16 protein-coding genes are annotated in these 17,775 nt (G+C 72.2%); 4 read left to right on the top strand and 12 right to left on the bottom strand.

All coding sequences use genetic code 11. The features are described 5' to 3' along the window. Positions 1–132: 132 nt before the first annotated feature. The 4 genes from DQW85_RS38095 to DQW85_RS38080 all read right to left on the bottom strand — a co-directional run bounded on the left by DQW85_RS38095 (position 133) and on the right by DQW85_RS38080 (position 4,622). Positions 133–816 (bottom strand): class I SAM-dependent methyltransferase, encoded by a 684-nt coding sequence (locus DQW85_RS38095; RefSeq protein ID WP_113704593.1) that lies wholly within the window; start codon positions 814–816, stop codon positions 133–135. 169 nt (positions 817–985) lie between these two features. Continuing rightward, positions 986–1,474, bottom strand: a complete 489-nt coding sequence (locus DQW85_RS38090; RefSeq protein ID WP_113704592.1) for a hypothetical protein — start codon at positions 1,472–1,474, stop codon at positions 986–988. 162 nt (positions 1,475–1,636) lie between these two features. Further along, positions 1,637–2,689 carry a hypothetical protein gene (locus tag DQW85_RS38085; protein WP_113704591.1) on the bottom strand — a complete coding sequence of 351 codons (1,053 nt, stop codon included), beginning with the start codon at positions 2,687–2,689 and terminating at the stop codon, positions 1,637–1,639. A 76-nt stretch (positions 2,690–2,765) separates the two neighbouring features. Continuing rightward, positions 2,766–4,622: an AMP-dependent synthetase/ligase gene (locus tag DQW85_RS38080; RefSeq protein WP_113704590.1), complete on the bottom strand. Its 1,857-nt coding sequence runs from the start codon at positions 4,620–4,622 to the stop codon at positions 2,766–2,768. Between the two features lie 189 nt (positions 4,623–4,811). On the opposite strand from DQW85_RS38080, the gene DQW85_RS38075 reads away from it, so the two are divergent. Beyond that, the gene (locus DQW85_RS38075; protein ID WP_240197695.1) at positions 4,812–5,426 is read left to right on the top strand and encodes a trimeric intracellular cation channel family protein; all 615 of its coding nucleotides are present in this window, start codon (positions 4,812–4,814) and stop codon (positions 5,424–5,426) included. Here DQW85_RS38075 and yczR read toward each other — a convergent pair. Beyond that, positions 5,410–6,906 carry a MocR-like transcription factor YczR gene (gene yczR / locus DQW85_RS38070; RefSeq protein ID WP_205315709.1) on the bottom strand — a complete coding sequence of 499 codons (1,497 nt, stop codon included), beginning with the start codon at positions 6,904–6,906 and terminating at the stop codon, positions 5,410–5,412. The two genes, DQW85_RS38075 and yczR, sit on opposite strands and share 17 nt — an antisense overlap. 78 nt (positions 6,907–6,984) lie before the next feature. On the opposite strand from yczR, the gene yczE reads away from it, so the two are divergent. Next, positions 6,985–7,587 carry a membrane protein YczE gene (yczE, locus tag DQW85_RS38065; protein ID WP_113704587.1) on the top strand — a complete coding sequence of 201 codons (603 nt, stop codon included), beginning with the start codon at positions 6,985–6,987 and terminating at the stop codon, positions 7,585–7,587. Between the two features lie 62 nt (positions 7,588–7,649). Then, positions 7,650–9,434 (top strand): glycoside hydrolase family 15 protein, encoded by a 1,785-nt coding sequence (locus DQW85_RS38060; protein ID WP_113704586.1) that lies wholly within the window; start codon positions 7,650–7,652, stop codon positions 9,432–9,434. 50 nt (positions 9,435–9,484) lie between these two features. Here the strand turns inward: DQW85_RS38060 and DQW85_RS38055 are convergent, their stop codons facing one another. Continuing rightward, a complete protein-coding gene (locus DQW85_RS38055) occupies positions 9,485–10,360 on the bottom strand; it encodes a hypothetical protein (RefSeq protein ID WP_113704585.1) in 876 nt (291 codons plus the stop codon). A 42-nt stretch (positions 10,361–10,402) separates the two neighbouring features. Next, on the bottom strand, positions 10,403–11,299 hold the full coding sequence (locus tag DQW85_RS38050; RefSeq protein WP_113704584.1) for a S66 peptidase family protein: 897 nt from the start codon (positions 11,297–11,299) through the stop codon (positions 10,403–10,405). Between the two features lie 126 nt (positions 11,300–11,425). On the opposite strand from DQW85_RS38050, the gene DQW85_RS38045 reads away from it, so the two are divergent. Continuing rightward, the gene (locus DQW85_RS38045) at positions 11,426–12,310 is read left to right on the top strand and encodes a sulfotransferase family protein (RefSeq protein ID WP_113704583.1); all 885 of its coding nucleotides are present in this window, start codon (positions 11,426–11,428) and stop codon (positions 12,308–12,310) included. Here the strand turns inward: DQW85_RS38045 and DQW85_RS38040 are convergent. From DQW85_RS38040 to DQW85_RS38020, 5 genes are all read right to left on the bottom strand, one after another. After that, on the bottom strand, positions 12,282–14,168 hold the full coding sequence (locus DQW85_RS38040) for an ABC transporter ATP-binding protein (RefSeq protein WP_113704582.1): 1,887 nt from the start codon (positions 14,166–14,168) through the stop codon (positions 12,282–12,284). The genes DQW85_RS38045 and DQW85_RS38040 overlap by 29 nt on opposite strands. Positions 14,169–14,280: 112 nt before the next feature. After that, positions 14,281–15,114 carry an enoyl-CoA hydratase/isomerase family protein gene (locus DQW85_RS38035; protein ID WP_113704581.1) on the bottom strand — a complete coding sequence of 278 codons (834 nt, stop codon included), beginning with the start codon at positions 15,112–15,114 and terminating at the stop codon, positions 14,281–14,283. Between the two features lie 119 nt (positions 15,115–15,233). After that, entirely contained in the window at positions 15,234–15,449 is a 216-nt protein-coding gene (locus DQW85_RS38030) for a helix-turn-helix domain-containing protein (protein WP_020547488.1), read from the bottom strand. 113 nt (positions 15,450–15,562) lie between these two features. Further along, positions 15,563–17,161 (bottom strand): ABC-F family ATP-binding cassette domain-containing protein, encoded by a 1,599-nt coding sequence (locus DQW85_RS38025; protein WP_113704580.1) that lies wholly within the window; start codon positions 17,159–17,161, stop codon positions 15,563–15,565. 131 nt (positions 17,162–17,292) lie between these two features. Then, positions 17,293–17,775 (bottom strand): acVLRF1 family peptidyl-tRNA hydrolase (locus tag DQW85_RS38020; protein ID WP_113704579.1); only part of this gene is annotated, 483 nt, incomplete at its 5' end.

Genomic DNA, 17,775 nt, shown 5'->3' with positions numbered 1-17,775 from the left:
GGTCGGGGGCCGGGGAGGGGCGACCGTCGGGGCGCCTGGGGAGGGCCGACCGTCGGGGCGCCCGGGGAGGGCCGGGGGGACCGTCGGCGAGGGCCGGGGGGCGTGCCTGAGTTCCCAGGCGTGCCGGAGTTCCTAGCGGACGCCGCCCGGCAGGTCGTCATGGAGGCTCACCGGCTCCCCCGCGTGCCGGTAGACCGCCACGGAGAACGGGCGATGGGTCGCGGCGTTCACGTGCTGGCCGATCCGCGACAGCGCCCGGTCGGAGTCGACGAACCGGTGCAGCCGTTCCGCCTCGGGCCACGGGTGCACCATGACGAGGACCCCGCCTGGAGCGAGCACCCCGGTGAGCCGCGCCGAGGCCCGCCGGAGGCGGTCATGCCGCCCCACGTAGTAAAGGGTCTCGGCGCAGAAGACCAGGTCGAAGGGGCGGCCCGAGGCGAAGGTCACGATGTCGGCCTGGACGAGGGCCGTACGGGCGTCGGACTCCCTGACGCGGTCGCGCGCCCGCAGCAGGGCGCGGTGGGAGATGTCGATCCCCATGATCTCGGCCTGGGGGTGCGCCGAGGCCAGCAGCCGCGTGAACACCCCCTCGCTGCAGCCCACCTCCAGAATCCGCTCGTAGGGCCGGGCGGGCACCTGGCCGAGGGTCGTGGCGTACTTGAGCTGCTCGTAGCCGTCGCTGCCCAGCCGCCACGGGTCGGGGCTGCGGTGCCACCAGTCGAAGTATCGGCGGAGCACCTCCCCCTGCCCGCGCTGGGACAGGAGGGAGATCGTTCTGAAGAAAGCCCGGTGCATGATCTCAGGAAACTGCGCCATGACGGTCCCTTCGGCCGAGAAAGATCTCGACACGAGAACTTAAGCCGAGTTGCCGCCGCACGTCATCGGTCCTGCGAGTGATGAGCCGTATGGCCCTCAGGTATGAGTGTCGCCCGCGAGCGCAGGCCCGGCCCCCTAGTCGGGAGCCGGGCCTGCGCGGGTGCGGCGGTCAGTGGTGGTGGTGGCGGCGGCCCACGACCTTCACCCAGTCTGCGGCCTCGCTCCGCTCCAGCCACCGGGAGCCCTCGAAGACGGCGCGCCAGGTGCCCGAGGTGTAGGCCCTGGCCGTGGTCTCGAAGTAGCCGTCGCCACTGGTCCTGACCGTGTCGACGTACTCCCACTCACCGCTGCCGTCGGGCTTGAAGAGGATCACGATCCGCTTCCAGCCGAGCCGGTGCCACGACTCCGACTTGCGGCAGTGGTCGGCGTTGTGGACGGACACGAACCCGCTGATGTAGTCCTCGTCGCACTGCACCGACAGCTTGCCCTCAAGGGTGAGCGGCCTGCCCCGCCAGGCGGGCTCGGGGTTGGCGTCCAACTGCAGCCGGGTCTGACCGCCGTCGAGTCCGGGATCGGCCATCGCCGGTGCGGCGGCCGCACCCACCACCGTCACGCCCAGAGCGGCAGCCGCCAGGCCGGCGGCGAGTCGTCGCATCATGATTCAACTTCCTTCCCCGTGTGGGACGCGCACCGGACTGGGGCGCGTCACCGCCATTGACGAGGAAAGGCACCGGAAAGTTGTGGCGTTGTTGATCACGATTATGCAACGACCGTCCGCATACGGGCGCCGCACCCTGGTTCATGCAGGTCTATGGCGGTTTCAGGCTGGTTGGTAGATCCGCGAGAGGACCGGGGCGTATTGTCCGGTGCCCGGGTAGCGGACCCGCCACTCGCCGCCCGTGCGGCCCGGCACCGTCCTGGCGAAGGCGCCGTCGTCCCGGGTGGGGGTGGACGCCACCTCCTCCCACGTCCCGGAGGTCTCCGCCCGCCAGAGGATCTCCACGGGCTGCTCCGCGAACGGGGTGAAGTCCACGTACCCTCGCGGCCCCACCCGGGTCAGCACGCCGCTCAGCCGCACCGAGGCCGGGCCCGGCACGCCCGGCACGCGCGGCACGCCCGACACCCGCACGTCCCTCAGCCTGGTCTCCCGCCGCAGCTGGAACGTCGTGTACTTGGTCACGCTCGCCCCGGTGGCGTCCCGCGCGGTCGCGGAGATCGTCCACGTGCCCGCCGGGTGGAAGCGGTTGAGGCCCTTCTCCGGCAGGAAGCGCCAGGTCTCCCATTCCTCGGTCATCGGCAGGCCGCCCCGCTGCAGCCGCCGTGTCGCGGGCGTGACCTCCAGGGCGTAGGGCGAGGCGACGCGCGCGGCCTGGTTCGCCCACGAGGCCGGCCCCATCTCGCGGAGCTCGCGGAGCCCGCGCAGCCCGCCGGGAGCGGGACGCTCCAGCGGCCGGACGTCCTGAGCGGCGGGAGCCGGCTGGGCCTGCGCGGGCTTGGCGGCCGGCTTGGCGGGCGCGGGCCTCACCAGCATGGGGTCCACCGGCCCCGGTTTCGCAGAAGCCTGCTGGACGGGGGCCGGTTTCACGGGGGCGGTGGCGGGTGCGGGAGACGTTTCCCAGGGTCGCGCCGGCGCCTCGTCCACGGACTTGGGCGGCTCGCCGGGCTCGACCTTGATGGTCACCCCGTTCCTCCCCTGCGCCCCCCTGGCGACCACGTCGATCACCAGTCGGACGGAGTCGCCCGGCCCGACCACGGGGGCCGCGGGCCGTACGTTGATCTCGCGGATGGCGAGCTCGGTTGCGGCGGATGACGCCGGGGCGGGCACCGTGAGCGCCCCCGCCGCGAGCGAGACGAGAACGAGTCTTCTGATCATGGCTCAGGAGGCTAGGAACCGCCCGGTAATGACCAGGGCCACGACACACGCCCCGGATGGCAAAGGGCCCAGCGGGTCAGCAGGCGTAGAGGCCCTCGATGACGTCGGCGTACTTGGCGTGGATGACCCGCCGCTTCAGCTTCAGGCTGGGCGTCAGCTCCTCGCTCTCGGCCGTCCACTCGGTGCCGAGCAGGGCCCACTTCTTGACCTGCTGCACCCGAGCCAGCTTCTCGTTGGCCGCGGCCACGGCAGCCTCGACCTCCTTCAGCACCTCGGGATGCTCCGCCAGTTCGGCGAGGGACGCCTCGATGCCGCGGGCCCGCGCCCAGCCCGGCGCGACCTCGGCGTCCAGGGTGAGCACCGCGACCGGGTGCGGCCGGTTGTCGCCGTAGGCGAGGGCCTGGCCGATCAGGGGGTGCTCCTTGAGGTGGCCCTCGATCCCGGCCGGGGAGATGTTCTCGCCGCCCGAGGTGATGATGAGCTCCTTCTTGCGATCGACGACCCGGTAGAAGCCGTCGTCGTCGACCGTGCCGATGTCGCCGGTGTGCAGCCAGCCGTCCGAGTCGATCAGGCCGTCCGTCACGCCGCCGGACGGGCCGCCGGAGCCGTCGGGCCGGCTGAGGTAGCCGCGCGTGTTGAGCGGGCTGCGGGTGAGGATCTCGCCGTCCTCGGCGATGCGCACCTCGACCCCGGGTTCGGCCCGGCCGACGGTGCCCAGCCGGTAGCAGGCGGGACTGTTGCCGGTGAACGCCCCCGTGGTCTCCGTCATGCCGTACACGTCGATGACCTTCAGCCCGAGCCCCGCGTAGAAGCGCTGCACCTCGGCGGGGAGCGGCGCGGCGCCCGTGGCGGTCCACTCGGCGCGGTCGAAGCCGATCATGCCGCGCACGATGGACAGCAGCGACTGGTCGGCCTGCTCGTAGGCGGCGCTGATCTCGGGCGTGACGGTGCGGCCGTGCTGCCCGGCCTCGACGTGGGCGACTCCCGCCGCCATGGCCTTGCGCACGGCCTCCTGCTGCTCCTCCGGCTGAGTGGCGAGCACCGCGAGCAGGCGGGCCATCATCTTCTCCCACACGCGCGGCACGCCGAAGAACAGCATCGGCCTGACCTGGCCGAGCGTGGCCCCGAGGTTGGCCAGATCGGTGCAGAAGTGCACGTGCGACGCCTTGGCCAGCGGCAGGTAGAGACTGAGCACCCGCTCGGCGATGTGCGCGTAGGTGAGGTAGGAGATCTGCGTGCCGAGTTCGGGCAGGGCGGTCATCCGGTTGGTCGCCTCGACCTCGTAGAGCACGTTGCGGTGGGTGAGCGGCACGCCCTTGGGCAGGCCGGTGGTGCCCGAGGTGTAGAGCACGGTGACCACGTCCTCGGCGGTCACCGCCCGCCAGCGGGCCTCCACGGCTGCCGGGTCGCGCTCCAGCGAGGAGCGTCCCAGGTCGAGGAAGTCGTCCCACGCCATGAACCGGTCGCCGGCCGGGGCGCCCTCCAGCATGATGATCCTGCGCAGCTCCGGCAGCCGTTCGAGGGCGGGCTCCCAGCGGGCCAGGTCGGCGGGCCCGCCGAGCACCGCGTACCTGGCGCCCACGTCGCCCGCCACGAACGCCACCTGCTCGGGCGCGAACGTCGAGTAGACCGTGCAGCCGATCCCGCCCGCGTGCACCGTTCCAAGATCGGCGAGGACGTGCTCGCTCCGGTTGACCATCATCAGCGCCACCGCCTCGCCGGGCCGGAGCCCGAGCTCGGCGAACCCGGCGGCGATCTCGAGGACCCGCCGCCGCGCCTCGGCGTAGCCGAGGGTGGCCCAGCCGCCCTCCACGGGATCGGAGTAGGCGGGGGCGTCGGGATGGCGGTCGGCCACCTGCCTGAGCTGCTCGCACACGGTACGGCCGGCGATCGCCCGCTCGATCTCGCCCCGGACCTCGAGCACATCGGCCATGCCAGCCGCCTCCAGTCGCTGTTCGCCTGCGCCAGATCGCATGCATCGCACCACACGGCCGGGGCGGCGGCAAGCCCCTTCCGCGAAAACCGCGCCGATCACGCGAAGTGACGGCCCGCGCGCGATCGGCGACGCCGGGAGGGCACCTGACCGCGATGCGCCGACAAGCCGTCAGGTGTAATGGCGGACGTGCCTGAGCTCCTCGATCTCATCGGGATCTTCGTCTTCGCCCTGTCGGGCGCGCTCATGGGCGTGCGCAAGCGGCTCGACGTGGTCGGTATGGCCGTGCTGGCCGAGATGACCGCGCTCGGCGGCGGCGTGCTGCGCGACCTGATCCTCAACGTCCGGCCCGCGGCCTTCCAGAGCGTGGGCTACGTGCTGGTGCCGCTGGCGGCCACGGCGATCGTCTTCTTCTGGCATCCGCACGTGGCCAGGGTCATGCCGGCGATCCTGGTGCTCGACGCGGCGGGACTCGGCCTGTTCTGCGCGGTCGGCACGCTGAAGGCCCTGGAGTACGGGCTGAACCCGCTGCACGCGGCGCTGCTCGGCGTCACCACGGGCATAGGCGGCGGCATGCTGCGCGACGTGCTGGCGGGCGAGATCCCGACCCTGCTGTACGACAGGCAGCTCTACGCGGTGCCCGCCCTGCTCGGCTCGGCGATGATGGCCTGGCTGTTCACGGCGGGCCTGCACGGCTGGCCGGCCACGCTGGCCTCCGCCGTGCTGGCCTTCGGCCTGCGCATCGCCGCGATGCGCTTCCGCTGGCGCGCTCCGCTGGCGCGCGGGGTCACACCACCGGAATGACCGGCTCCACGGGAACGGTCCGGCCCGCGGGGCCGTACCCGCCGGGCAGGCCGTGCTCGCCGCCGCGGGCGTACATGCCGTGCTCGCCGTCCCGGGCACCGTGCTCGCGGGCCTTCGCGATTTGGGCGACGGCGTCGCGCAGGACCTGCGGCGGCTGCGTGTACGGCAGGCGCAGGTAGCCCTCCAGGGTGCCCTCGACGCCGAACCAGGGCCCCGGCGCGAGCCGTACCCCGTGGCGGGCGACGGCCTCGGCGAGGGACACGGCGGAGCCGGAGTCGAGCCGCACCCAGAGCGTGCCCCCGCCGCGCGGCACGGTGAAGTCCCAGCCGGGCAGGTGCTCCCTCACCGCGCTCACGAGCGCCTCACGCGAGGCGCGCAGGGTGCGGCGGCGCTCGGCCGTGGTCTCCTCCATCCGGTCGAACAGCCGGGCCACCACGAGCTGCTCCAGGACCGGGCTGGCGATGTCGACGCAGGCGCGGTGCAGGGCCAGGCGCCGGGCCAGCGCGGCGGTGGTGCGCACCCAGCCGATGCGCAGCCCGCCCCACCACAGCTTGGACGCCGAGCCGATGCTGATCACCCGGCTGTCGGTGTCGAACGCCGCCATGGGCGAGGTGGGCGGCACCTCGTCGAGCGCCAGCTCCGCCCAGGTCTCGTCGACCACCAGGGTGGTGTCGTGCCGCCGGGCCGCCCCGGTGAGGGCCGCGCGGGTGGCGTCGTCCATGAGGGCGCCGGTCGGGTTCTGGAAGTCCGGCATCAGGTAGGCCACCCGTGCCGCGGACTGACGCATGGCACAGGTGACCAGATCGGGCTGCCAGCCCTCGTGGGAGATGCCGACGGGCACGATGCGGGCGCCGCGCACGCGGGCCGCGTCGATGGCGTGCGGGTAGGTCGGCGACTCGACGAGCAGCGGGTCGCCGGGCCCGAGCAGCAGGCCCATGACGATCTGGATGGCGTGCTGGGAGCCGGTGGTCACGATGATCTGCTCAGGCCGGGTGGCCAGGCCGCGGGCGCAGTAGCGGGCGGCGATCCGCTCGCGCAGGACGGGCAGGCCCATCGGGTCGTAGCCGTTGCCCATGCCGTACCTGGGCACGTCCTCGACCGCCTCGGCCATCGCCTCCAGCAGCGCCGAGGGCGCGGGCGGCGCCGCGCTGTGGAGGTGCGTCAGCCCGTCGGCGCCGGTGGACAGCCACGGGTTGTCCGGGGTCGAGGCGGGGTCGGGCAGCGCGGTCCAGCTTCCTGAGCCCTGCCTGCTCTCCAGGTAGCCGCGCTCGCGCAGCAGATCGTAGGCGGCGGTGACCGTGGTGCGGCTGACGTCGAGGGTCTCGGCGAGGTGCCGCTCGGCGGGCATGCGGACGCGCACGGGGATGCGCCCGTCGAGGATCCGCGCTCGTACGGCGTCTGCCAGCGCCCGGTAGTACGGCCTCGCCTGCGGTGGCACGTCGACGAGCCGGGCCACCTGCGCCGCCCCCAAATACCTCATCCCAGATTCCCCATAAGGGCCACTTTTCAGGATTGGCCCTGTTTTGGCAAGCCAATGGCCTGCCACTGTGGGACCACTATGAGCGAAGCAGTGATATCGCACGCCGGATCCCTCCCCGCCCGCCTCCTGCGCCTGTACGGCGGCCTGGCCCTCTACGGCGCCGGCATCGGCCTGCAGATCGAGTCGGGGCTCGGCAACGACCCGTGGGACGCGTTCCACCAGGGCCTGGCCGTCAGAACCGGCCTGTCGATCGGCACCATGATCATCGCGGTCGGCGCGCTGGTCATGCTCCTGTGGATCCCGCTCAGACAGCGGCCCGGCCTCGGCACCGTGAGCAACGTCGTCTTCCTCGGCCTGTTCGCCGACGCCGCGATCTTCCTGCTGCCCACCCCCGCCCACTGGACGCTCAGCTGGCTCTACCTCGCGCTCGCCGTCGTCTCGATCGCGCTGGCCACGGCCCTCTACATCAGCGCGGGCATGGGACCCGGCCCCCGCGACGGCATCATGACCGGCCTGGCGCGCCTCGGACTGTCGGTCCGGCTCGCCCGCTTCCTCATCGAGGTCACGGTCCTGGCCGCCGGCTGGCTGCTCGGCGGCACCGTGGGCGTCGGGACCGTGGTCTTCGCCGTGGCCATCGGCCCGCTCACCCAGCTGTTCAGCCGCTGGTTCCCGCTGAGGTGACCACACCGGGCCGGGCGGTCGCCCGAGTGGGCGGCGCCGTCCCCGACCGGTAGCGTCGAGGCATGCGCATCGAGGACTACGCACTCATCGGTGACATGCAGTCGGCCGCCCTGGTGGGCAGGGACGGCTCGATCGACTGGCTCTGCCTGCCCAGGTTCGACTCCCCGGCGTGCTTCGCGGCGCTGCTCGGCAACGAGCGCAACGGCCACTGGTGGCTCGGCCCCACCGGCAGGCGGCCCGCGACGCGCCGCCGCTACCGTCCCGACACGCTCATCCTGGAGAGCGAGTGGGACACCCCCACGGGCACGGTCCGCGTGATCGACTTCATGCCGCCGCGCGACGTCAACCCCGACGTGGTGCGCATCGTCGAGGGCGTCTCCGGCACCGTCGAGATGTCCGCGCAGCTCAGGGTCCGCTTCGACCACGGCAGGATCGTGCCGTGGGTGCGCCGCAGCGACGGGCACCTGCAGGCCGTGGGCGGGCCCGACTCGGTCTGGCTGCACTCCCCCGTCCCGCTCAAGGGCGGCGACTACGCCCACCGCGCCACCTTCCACGTGCGGGAGGGGCAGCGGCTGCCGTTCGTGTTCACCTGGCACCCCTCCCACGAGCCGATGCCACGCCAGATCCGCGCCGAGGAACAACTGCGCGAGACCGAGGCCATGTGGACCGAATGGGTGGCCACGTGCTCCCACAAGGGCCCCTACCGGCAGGCGGTGGTCCGCTCGCTGATCACTCTCAAGGCGCTCACCTACGCCCCCACCGGCGGCATCGTCGCCTCGCCCACCACCTCGCTGCCCGAGGACCTGGGCGGCGTGCGCAACTGGGACTACCGCTACTGCTGGCTGCGCGACGCCACGATGACGCTGGACGCGCTGATCGGCAACGGCTACCTCGACGAGGCCGCCTCCTGGCGATCGTGGCTGCTGCGCGCCATCGCGGGCCGCCCCCAGGACCTGCAGATCATGTACGGCGTGGCGGGCGAGCGCCGGCTGCCCGAGATGCAGCTCGACTGGCTCGACGGCTACGAGGGCTCCCGGCCGGTCCGGATCGGCAACGACGCGGTCAACCAGCTCCAGCTCGACGTCTACGGCGAGGTGCTGAGCTGCCTCTACCTCGCCCGCAGCTCCGGCCTGACGGGCGACCAGCGCGCCTGGTCCATCCAGCGGGAGCTGCTCGCCTATGTCGAGGAGCACTGGGACGAGCCGGACGAGGGCCTGTGGGAGGTACGCGGGCCGCGCAGGCACTTCACCCACTCCAAGATGATGTGCTGGGTGGCCCTCGACCGCGGGATCAAGAACGTGGAGCGCTTCGGCATGACCGGGCCGGTCGAGCGGTGGAAGGCGGCGCGCGACGCCGTACACGCGGAGATCTGCGCCAAGGGCTACGACCCCCGGCGCAACACCTTCACCCAGTCCTACGGCTCCTACGAGCTGGACGCGGCGCTCCTGTTGATGCCGATCGTCGGCTTCCTGCCCCCGGACGACCCGCGCGTGGCCGGCACCGTGGCGGCGATCGAGAAGGAGCTGATGGCCGACGGTTTCGTGATGCGCTACCCGGTGGCCGCCGAGAACGACATCGACGGGCTGCCGGGCGCGGAGGGCGCGTTCCTGGCGTGCAGCTTCTGGCTGGTCGAGGTGATGGCCATGCAGGGGCGGCAGGAGGAGGCGCGAGAGCTGTTCGAGCGGCTGCTGACGCTGCGCAACGACGTGGGGCTGCTGTCCGAGGAGTACGACCCGCGTTACGGCCGGCTGGTGGGGAACTTCCCCCAGGCGTTCAGCCACGTGCCCCTCGTGCACGCCGCGCGGGCCCTCTCGTCAGAGCCCCCGGGCACCACCGGAGCCACCTGAGGGACCTGAGGGGCCTGAGGGGCCTGCCGCCGGAGCCGCCTGAGGGCCTATCAGACGGCGAGGCGGGCCAGCACCCGGGCGAACTCCGGCGGCGGGGCCACGACCAGGCGCGTCTGGCCGTCCTGCAGCACGATGTCGGACTTGATGAGCCTCAGCCGCCCCTCGTGCCACCAGTAGACCTGCGGGCTGAGCCCGCCGGTGCGGGCCGCGTGCACGCGGAGCCGCTCGATGGCGCGCACCGCGCCGAGCCCCGTCACGGGGTAGACCAGCAGCGTGTACGGGTCGGGCAGGACCGCGAGCACGCCGTCGGCGGGCACCGGCAGGTAGTCGGCCAGCCAGCGCAGGTGCGTGGCCGTGGACGGCCCCCTGCCGGTCAGCCGTGACACCGGGGTGCCCGACAGCTGGATGGCCTCGACCGACAGGCGCTCGCCGCGCCGGACGTTCGAGACGGCCATCTCCAGCGCCTGGCCGGACGGGACGGGCCAGCAGCCCGCCTCCTCGGGGCGGACCGGCCGGGCCCCCACGGTGAGCAGCTCCACCAGGTCGCCGTTGAGGTGGCGGCCCACCACCCTGGTCAGGTCGGCCACCTCGTCCACGGCCTCCACGCGGGTGCGCAGCAGGGGGCGCACCTGATCGAGGTCGCAGGCGTCGAGGACGTCGCCGACGGAGGCCACCGCGTGGGCGAGGTGCTCGGAGACCAGCGTCGGCCAGTCCTCCCTGGCCCGCCGCCCGGCCTCGCGCCGCAGCCCGGTCAGCCGGACGAGGATCTCCCCGCCCGCGCCGGCGGTGAGGCTCAGCGAGCCACCGTCGGCGGCGAAGGAGCAGGCGTAGCCGTGGGACTCGGCGACGAGCGCGAGCAGCGAGTCGAGGTCGATGTCCTCGACCGCCCTGCGCGAGGGCTTCCGGTCACCTCTGAACCAGGCCACGCGCAGCGCCCCCTCATGTCCGTTTCGTCCCTATATGTCTCTCTACCTTGCCTGGTCGCCGTCGCGGAACAGACCAGCCAGCGAGCACGATTCGGTATCGATAACCCCAAGCGTCCCAAGCCACACGCTCAACTGTGGTGATCCGTGCCCAACCGGCAGCCCGGCCACGATCGGCACCCCGAGCGGGACGAGCCTGTCGCGGAGCACCGGGTAGGGGTCGCCGCACTTGACCCAGGAGCCGAGCGCGATGCCCCGCACGCCGTCGAAGGCCCCCGCCAGCAGCAGCTGGGTGAGCATGCGGTCGATCCGGTACGGCTGCTCGCCCACGTCCTCCAGCAGCACGATCTTCCCGGCGAACGACGGCTGGTAGCGGGTGCCGCACATGGAGGCCAGCAGCGACAGGTTGCCCCCGGCCAGCACGCCCTCGGCCCTCCCTGGCGCCAGCACCCGGTCACCGATGACCGGCGAGGCCGGCCCGAACAGCGCCGCCCGCAGGTGCTCGAACGAGAGCGGCTCCGGCGCGTCCTCGTGCGCGATCGTCACGCAGGCGGGCATCGGACCGTGCACGGTCGGCACGCCCAGCTCGGCGGCGAACACGTGGTGCAGCGCCGTGATGTCGCTGGAGCCGACCAGGACCTTGGGCCCGGCCGCCCGCATGGCGTCCCAGTCGAGCAGGCCGAGCAGCCGGGTCGCGCCGTAGCCGCCCCGGGAGCAGAACACCGCACTGACGGCCGGATCGCACCAGGCGGCCTGGAGGTCGGCGGCGCGGTCGGCGTCGGAGCCGGCGAGGTAGCCGAGCTCCTGCCGGTCGAACGCCCGGCCGCCGATCACCACCTTCAGCCCCAGCCCCCGCTCCAGCCGCTCCACCCCGCGACTGAGCAGGACGGCGTTCGGCGGCCCCGAGGGCGAGACGATCGCGACGGTGTCACCCGGCTGCATGGACCAACTCCTTGAACGGCTCCTTGACTGGCGTGTGAGCGCCGGGCGGATGGGGGCCGCCACGGCCGGGCGCCGCGCCCGCCGTGGCTCGTTCACCTGGCAAACGGTGTCACACTTGGCTCTCGTATGCGACTTCCGCCCCACATCCTCGTGGTCAACGGCATCAAGGTCCGCAGGCCGGTCTTCCTGCTGGGAGCCCCTCACTCCGGCGCGGACCTGCTCGGCCGTGCCCTGAAGCGCTCCCCCGGCTTCCACGTGACGATGGGCCGCGCGTGCGTGGCCCACGTGGTGTACGCCTTCGCCCGCAAGCCGTCCATCGGCGAGAGCTCGGGGGCCGTGCGGGTGCTGCGCGACGCGCTGGCCGAGTCGTGGCAGGTGCTGCCCGGCTCGTGCGGCGAGTGCGCCGGGCCGTGCCGTGAGGCGGGCGGCGTGACCGCCAGCGGCCCCTGCGTGGCGCCCGGCACGGTCACGAGGTTCGGCGACGCCACCCCCGACCTGATCTACAGCGCCACCGTGCTGCTGCGGGCCTTCCCCGACGCGCGCTTCGTGCAGCTGATCCGCGACGGCCGCGACGTGGTCGCCGACATGCTGGGCGATCCGGCGTGCCTGGCGTGGTTCAAGCCGGCCATGCTGTCGGAGCACACCGAGTTCCCCAACGCGTTCCTGGGCGTCAACCGAGACGAGCACGTGGACAAGTGGAAGGGCATGCCGGCGGCGGGCAAGAGCGCGCTGCGCTGGCGCAGCGCGGTGCGGCTCAGCGCGGCGCTCCGCCGCGACCTGCCCGAGGGCCAGCTGCTCACGCTGCGCTACGAGGACCTCGTGGGCCGGCCCGCGCAGACTGTGGCGGCCCTGACCGAATTCCTCGGCACCCGCGTCTCCAAGGTCGCCCTGTACGGCCGGCGCCCGGCGGAGCCCGGCTCCTGGCGCGCCCGCCTGCGCCCCGCCGACCTGACGCTGGTGGAGAAGGTCGCCAAGGAGGAGCTCACGAGGCTGGGCTACCTCCGGAGCTGAACTGGGTGCGGTAGAGCTCGGCGTAGAGCCCGCCTCCGGCCAGCAGCTCGTCGTGCGTGCCCCGCTGGGCGACGCGGCCGTCCTGGACGACGAGGATCTCGTCGGCGTCCCTGATGGTGGCCAGCCGGTGGGCGATGACCAGCGAGGTGCGGCCGGCCAGGGCAGTCTTCAGCGCCTGCTGCACGGCCGCCTCCGACTCGGAGTCGAGGTGGGCGGTGGCCTCGTCCAGCACGACCACGCGGGGCGCCTTCAGCAGCAGCCGGGCCAGCGCCAGCCGCTGCTTCTCGCCGCCCGACAGGCGGTGGCCCCGGTCGCCGACGACGGTGTCGAGCCCGTCGGGCAGGCTCTCGACGAGGTCGCCGATCTGCGCGGACCGCAGCGCCTCCCACATCTCCTCGTCGCCGGCCTCCGGGCGGGCGTAGCGCAGGTTGGCCGCGATCGTGTCGTGGAAGAGGTGGGCGTCCTGGGTGACCACGCCCACGGTGTCGCGCAGCGAGGCGAGCGTGGCGTCGCGCACGTCGAGGCCGTTGAGGCGGACGGCGCCCTCGCCGGCGTCGTAGAGCCGGGAGACCAGCGAGGTGATCGTGGTCTTGCCCGCGCCGGACGGGCCGACCAGGGCGACGAGCCGGCCGGGCCTGGCGGTGAAGGACACACCCTTGAGCACGGGGTGGGAGGGGGCCGTGTCCTGCTTGGCCACCGACTCCAGCGAGGCCAGCGACACCTCCTCGGCCGCCGGGTAGCGGAAGTGGACGCCGTCGAACTCGATCGTCACCGGCCCCTCGGGCACCGGCACGGCGCCGGGCTTCTCGGCCACCATGGGCTCCAGGTCGAGGACCTCGAAGACCCGATCGAAGCTGACCAGGGCGGTCATGACGTCCACCTGGACGTTGGACAGCGACGTCAGCGGGCCGTAGAGGCGCATCAGCAGCGCCGCCAGGGCGACGAGCGTGCCGAGCTCGAACACGTCGCCGACGGCCAGCACGCCGCCGATGCCGTAGACCAGGGCCGTCGCCAGCGCCGCCACCAGGCCGAGCGCGACCCGGAACACGGTGCCGTACATGCCGACGGTGACGCCGATGTCGCGCACCCGGGCCGCCCGGCCGCCGAACATCGCGGCGTCGTCGTCCGGCCTGCCGTACAGCTTGGCCAGCATCGCGCCGGCCACGTTGAACCGCTCGGTGGTGACGGAGCTCATCTCGGCGTCGAGCCGCATCTGCTCACGGGTCAGCGCCGACATGCGGCGGCCGACCCACTTGGCGGGCACGACGAAGACGGGCAGCAGCACGAGCGCGACCAGTGTCACCTGCCACGACAGCACCAGCATGGCGCCGAGCACGAGGACCAGGCTGATCACGTTGGCGACCACGGACGAGAGCGTGCTGGTCAGGGCCCGCTGGGCGCCGATGACGTCGGTGTTGAGCCGGGAGACCAGCGCGCCGGTCTGCGCCCGCATGAAGAACGCCACCGGCATGCGCTGCACATGGTCGAACACCTCGGTGCGCAGGTCGTAGATGAGACCCTCGCCGATGCGGGAGGAGAACCAGCGCTGCACGAGCGTGAGCCCGGCGTCGAGCAGCGCGAGCGCCGCGATCGCCAGGGCGAGGCCGACCACGACGCCGGGGCGCTTGTGCAGGATGCCGTCGTCGATGATCGCCTTCATCAGCAGCGGGTTGGCCACGACGATCACCGCCCCGGCCATCACGAGCAGCAGGAACGCCACGATCTGCCGGGTGTGGGGCCTGGCGTAGCGGGCGACGCGCCCGACCGTGCCCGGCCTGAGCCGCTGCTTGGTGACCGAGTCGTCGCGCCGCAGCGAGGCCATCACCTGAGGGCCGAAGCCCCCTCCCATCATCGCCATCCGGGGTCCTCCTCCCCCGGTATGAGCGCCGGGGGGTCCGGCCTGATTCCCGGATCAGCTCACCGCGAAACACCCGGGCGGGCGCGAGGCAGCCGCGCCGCCCGGGCCGCCCTCAGGACGCGCCGCCGAACAGCGCCCTGAGCCGCTGGGCCTGTTCGGCCCCCTCGGCCGCGCACTGCTCCTCCAGGGTGCGCCCCGCCGCTCCCTGGAGGAGTCGCTTGGTCGCCGCCGCCGCGTCCCTGTTGGTCGTCAGCAACTGCGCCGTCTTGTCTTGTACGGCCTTCGCCAGCTCGTCCCCGGGGACGACGCGCTCGGCCAGGCCGATGCTCAGCGCCTCCTGGGCCTCCACGATCCTGGCGGTCAGGCATATGTCGATCGCCCTGGCCTGCCCCACGAGCTCGACCAGCGGCTTGGTGCCGGTCAGATCGGGCACCAGCCCGAGTGCGGGCTCCTTCATGCAGAACTTGACATCGTCGGCCACGATCCGCAGGTCACAGGCGAGCGCGAGCTGGAACCCCGCGCCGATGGCGTGCCCCTGCACGGCCGCGATGGAGACTATCTCCGGTCGGCGTAGCCACAGGAACCCCGACTGGGCCTGGCGCAGTCTCTCCTCGAACGCCGGGCCGTCCAGTCGCGCGGCTGAGCCGAACGAGCCCTGTCCGGGCACCCCCTCCGGTGTGAACATGCGCAGGTCGATCCCTGCCGAGAAGGACGGTCCCTCACCTTTCACGACGACGATGCGCACCCGCTCAGGCAGGTTGTCGCCTATGCGAGCCAGTGCCGACCAGGTCGCGAACGTCTGTGCGTTCCGTTTGTCCGGCCGGTCCAGTGTGATCGTCGCGATCTCACCGTCCACCTCGAAGCGCAGGCCGATCTCCGCCAGTGCCTCGGCAGAGACCTCCTCCGCGTGCCCCCCGCGCTGATTTGGCGCCTTCGCTTCCGCCATCGCCCGCTCCTTCATCACTGAACCGTCGCGCCCGAGCTTACAGAATATGATTCTGGCTCGGGCGCGACGGCTGGCTGACTAGGGACGGGCGGCTGCGGTCGCACGTTCCGAGGCGGCCGTCAGCGCTTGGACTTGCCTCGGGTGGCCCCTCCGCGCCCGCGCAGAGTCACGCCGGACTCGCTCAGGATGCGGTGGATGAACCCGTAGGACCGACCGGTCGAAGCGGCCAGGGCGCGGATGCTCTCACCCGCGGCGTAGCGCTTCTTGAGATCGCCGGCCAGTTTCTCACGGTCGGCCCCGGTCACCCGGGTGCCCTTCTTCAGTGTCTCGGCCACGAGTACCTCCTGTAGTGCCGGACTTCCGCAGCGTTACTCCGCCATGATCAGTCATTTCAGCGGGATCGGCTACCTACTCCACGGGAAAAGATCCGTACCCACCCAAATTAAGATCAGGCAAGTGCCACAAGATCGGAAAATTCGTCGCTCCACGCGTCTTCAGTTCCGTCAGGTAGCAAGATCACCCTATCCGGTGACAGGGCGTCAACGGCACCCTCGTCATGGGTGACAAGGACGATCGCTCCTGAATACGACCTGAGAGCGTTGAGAACCTGCTCGCGGCTGACGGGATCGAGGTTGTTCGTGGGCTCGTCGAGGAGGAGGACATTGGCGCTGGAGAGCACCAGAACGGCGAGGGCAAGGCGGGTCTTCTCGCCGCCGGACAGCACGCCGGCGGGCTTGTCGACGTCGTCGCCGCTGAAGAGGAAGGATCCGAGCACCTTGCGGAGCTCGGTGTCGGTGAACTCGCCGCCGGCCGAGCGCATGTTCTCCAGCAGCGTCCGGCCGGCGTCGAGGGTCTCGTGCTCCTGGGCGTAGTAGCCGATCTTGAGGCCGTGGCCGGGCCTTATCTCCCCCGTGTCGGGCGATTCGACGCCACCGAGCAGCCTCAGCAGGGTGGTCTTGCCCGCGCCGTTGAGGCCGAGGATGACGACCCGGTGGCCGCGGTCGATGGCCACGCTGACGTCGGTGAACACCTCCAGCGAGCCGTACGACTTGGACAGCCCCTCGGCCGTCAGCGGGGTGCGGCCGCACGGCTGGGGCTCCGGGAAGCGCAGCTTGGCGACCCTGTCGCTCTGGCGCTCCTCCTCGGTGCCGGCGAGCAGCCGGTGGGCGCGGCGCATCATGTCCTGCGCGGCCTTGGCCTTGGTGGCCTTGGCCCGCATCTTGTCGGCCTGCGCCAGCAGCGCGCCCGCCTGCTTCTCGGCGTTGGCCCGCTCGCGCTTGCGCCGCTTCTCGTCGGTCTCCCGTTGCGCAAGGTAAGCTTTCCAACCCACGTTGTAGTGGTCGATCACGCATCGGTTGGCGTCGAGGTGGAGGACCTTGTTGACCGTCGCTTCAAGAAGGTCTACATCATGGCTGATGATCGCCAAGCCGCCGTGATGGGATCGCAAAAAATCGCGAAGCCACCCGATTGAGTCCGCATCTAGGTGGTTTGTCGGCTCATCGAGAAGGAGAGTTTCCGCTCCGCTGAAAAGAATGCGCGCCAATTCGACGCGCCTGCGCTGCCCCCCGGAAAGCGTTTTCAAGGGCTGGGACAGGACCCGGTCGGGCAATCCGAGGCTGGAGGCGATGGACGCCGCCTCGGCCTCGGCCGCGTAGCCGCCCAGCACGTGCATCTGGTCCTCGAGCCTGCCGTACTGCCTGACGGCCTTCTCGCGCACCCGCTGATCGCCGGAGGACATGCCCGTCTCGGCCTCGCGCAGCTTGCGCAGCACCTCGTCGAGGCCGCGGGCGGACAGGACGCGGTCGCGGGCGAGCACCTCCAGGTCGCCGGTGCGGGGGTCCTGCGGGAGGTAGCCGACGCTGCCGGTCGTGCTGACCGATCCGGCGGCGGGCAGCGCCTCGCCCGCCAGCACCTTGGTCAGCGTGGTCTTGCCCGCGCCGTTGCGGCCGACGAGCCCGATCTTGTCACCGGGGTTCACCCGGAAGGAGGCGCTCTCGATGAGCAGGCGCGCGCCCGCGCGCAGCTCGATGTCACTGGCGATGATCATGGTTGGCGGAACACTCCCGAGCTAGGAAACGAGGGTTTGGGCGTGGTGGGCGCCGGTCAATCGGGAGTGTGCATACGGATCAGTGTATGGCCCCGCGCAGGGGCTCCACCTCCGGTTGAGCGCCGGCGGGCTCAGGCCGGGTCCACCACCCGTATCCGGACGGCGCGGAAGAGCCCCGGCGTGTCGAGCAGGACGGCAAGCCGGGGGTCGGGGACGGTCAGGAACGGCTCCGACTCCAGCGCCAGCAGGGGCGCCAGCCGCCGGTCGGCGCGCAGCGCGTCGACGGCGCGGCGATCGCCGCCGAGCACGACCGCGTCGAGGTCGGCCAGGTGCGGCGACAGGACGCGCAGCGCGGTGTCGGCCGCCGTCTCCAGCGCCTGGTCCGCCTGGTTGCGGCGCCGCCTGGCGAAGCGCTGCTGTGACCAGCCGCCGGCCGCGCTGCGGCCCTGCACCAGGCGGGAGCCCACCTTGGAGGCCACCAGCCGGGTCCCTGCGAACACCCCCGCGGCGTAACCGCCCAGCCGTACGAGCACCACGCCCACGCGCCGCTCGGCCCCGGCGTGGGCGACCAGCCGGGCGACGTGCGGCGGCCCCGCCGGCATGGGCGGGAACGG

Origin of the sequence: Nonomuraea lactucae, from assembly GCF_003313395.1 — a bacterium.
Classification (GTDB): domain Bacteria; phylum Actinomycetota; class Actinomycetes; order Streptosporangiales; family Streptosporangiaceae; genus Nonomuraea; species Nonomuraea lactucae.
This window is presented reverse-complemented; position numbering and strand designations above follow the sequence as displayed.

Coding starts and splice junctions, on each gene's coding strand:
- DQW85_RS38095 (WP_113704593.1), bottom strand. CDS start 816: ATGGCGCAGTTTCCTGAGATCATGCACCGGGCTTTCTTCAGAACGATC.
- DQW85_RS38090 (WP_113704592.1), bottom strand. CDS start 1,474: ATGATGCGACGACTCGCCGCCGGCCTGGCGGCTGCCGCTCTGGGCGTG.
- DQW85_RS38085 (WP_113704591.1), bottom strand. CDS start 2,689: ATGATCAGAAGACTCGTTCTCGTCTCGCTCGCGGCGGGGGCGCTCACG.
- DQW85_RS38080 (WP_113704590.1), bottom strand. CDS start 4,622: ATGGCCGATGTGCTCGAGGTCCGGGGCGAGATCGAGCGGGCGATCGCC.
- yczR (WP_205315709.1), bottom strand. CDS start 6,906: ATGAGGTATTTGGGGGCGGCGCAGGTGGCCCGGCTCGTCGACGTGCCA.
- yczE (WP_113704587.1), top strand. CDS start 6,985: ATGAGCGAAGCAGTGATATCGCACGCCGGATCCCTCCCCGCCCGCCTC.
- DQW85_RS38060 (WP_113704586.1), top strand. CDS start 7,650: ATGCGCATCGAGGACTACGCACTCATCGGTGACATGCAGTCGGCCGCC.
- DQW85_RS38050 (WP_113704584.1), bottom strand. CDS start 11,299: ATGCAGCCGGGTGACACCGTCGCGATCGTCTCGCCCTCGGGGCCGCCG.
- DQW85_RS38045 (WP_113704583.1), top strand. CDS start 11,426: ATGCGACTTCCGCCCCACATCCTCGTGGTCAACGGCATCAAGGTCCGC.
- DQW85_RS38040 (WP_113704582.1), bottom strand. CDS start 14,168: ATGGCGATGATGGGAGGGGGCTTCGGCCCTCAGGTGATGGCCTCGCTG.
- DQW85_RS38035 (WP_113704581.1), bottom strand. CDS start 15,114: ATGGCGGAAGCGAAGGCGCCAAATCAGCGCGGGGGGCACGCGGAGGAG.
- DQW85_RS38025 (WP_113704580.1), bottom strand. CDS start 17,161: ATGATCATCGCCAGTGACATCGAGCTGCGCGCGGGCGCGCGCCTGCTC.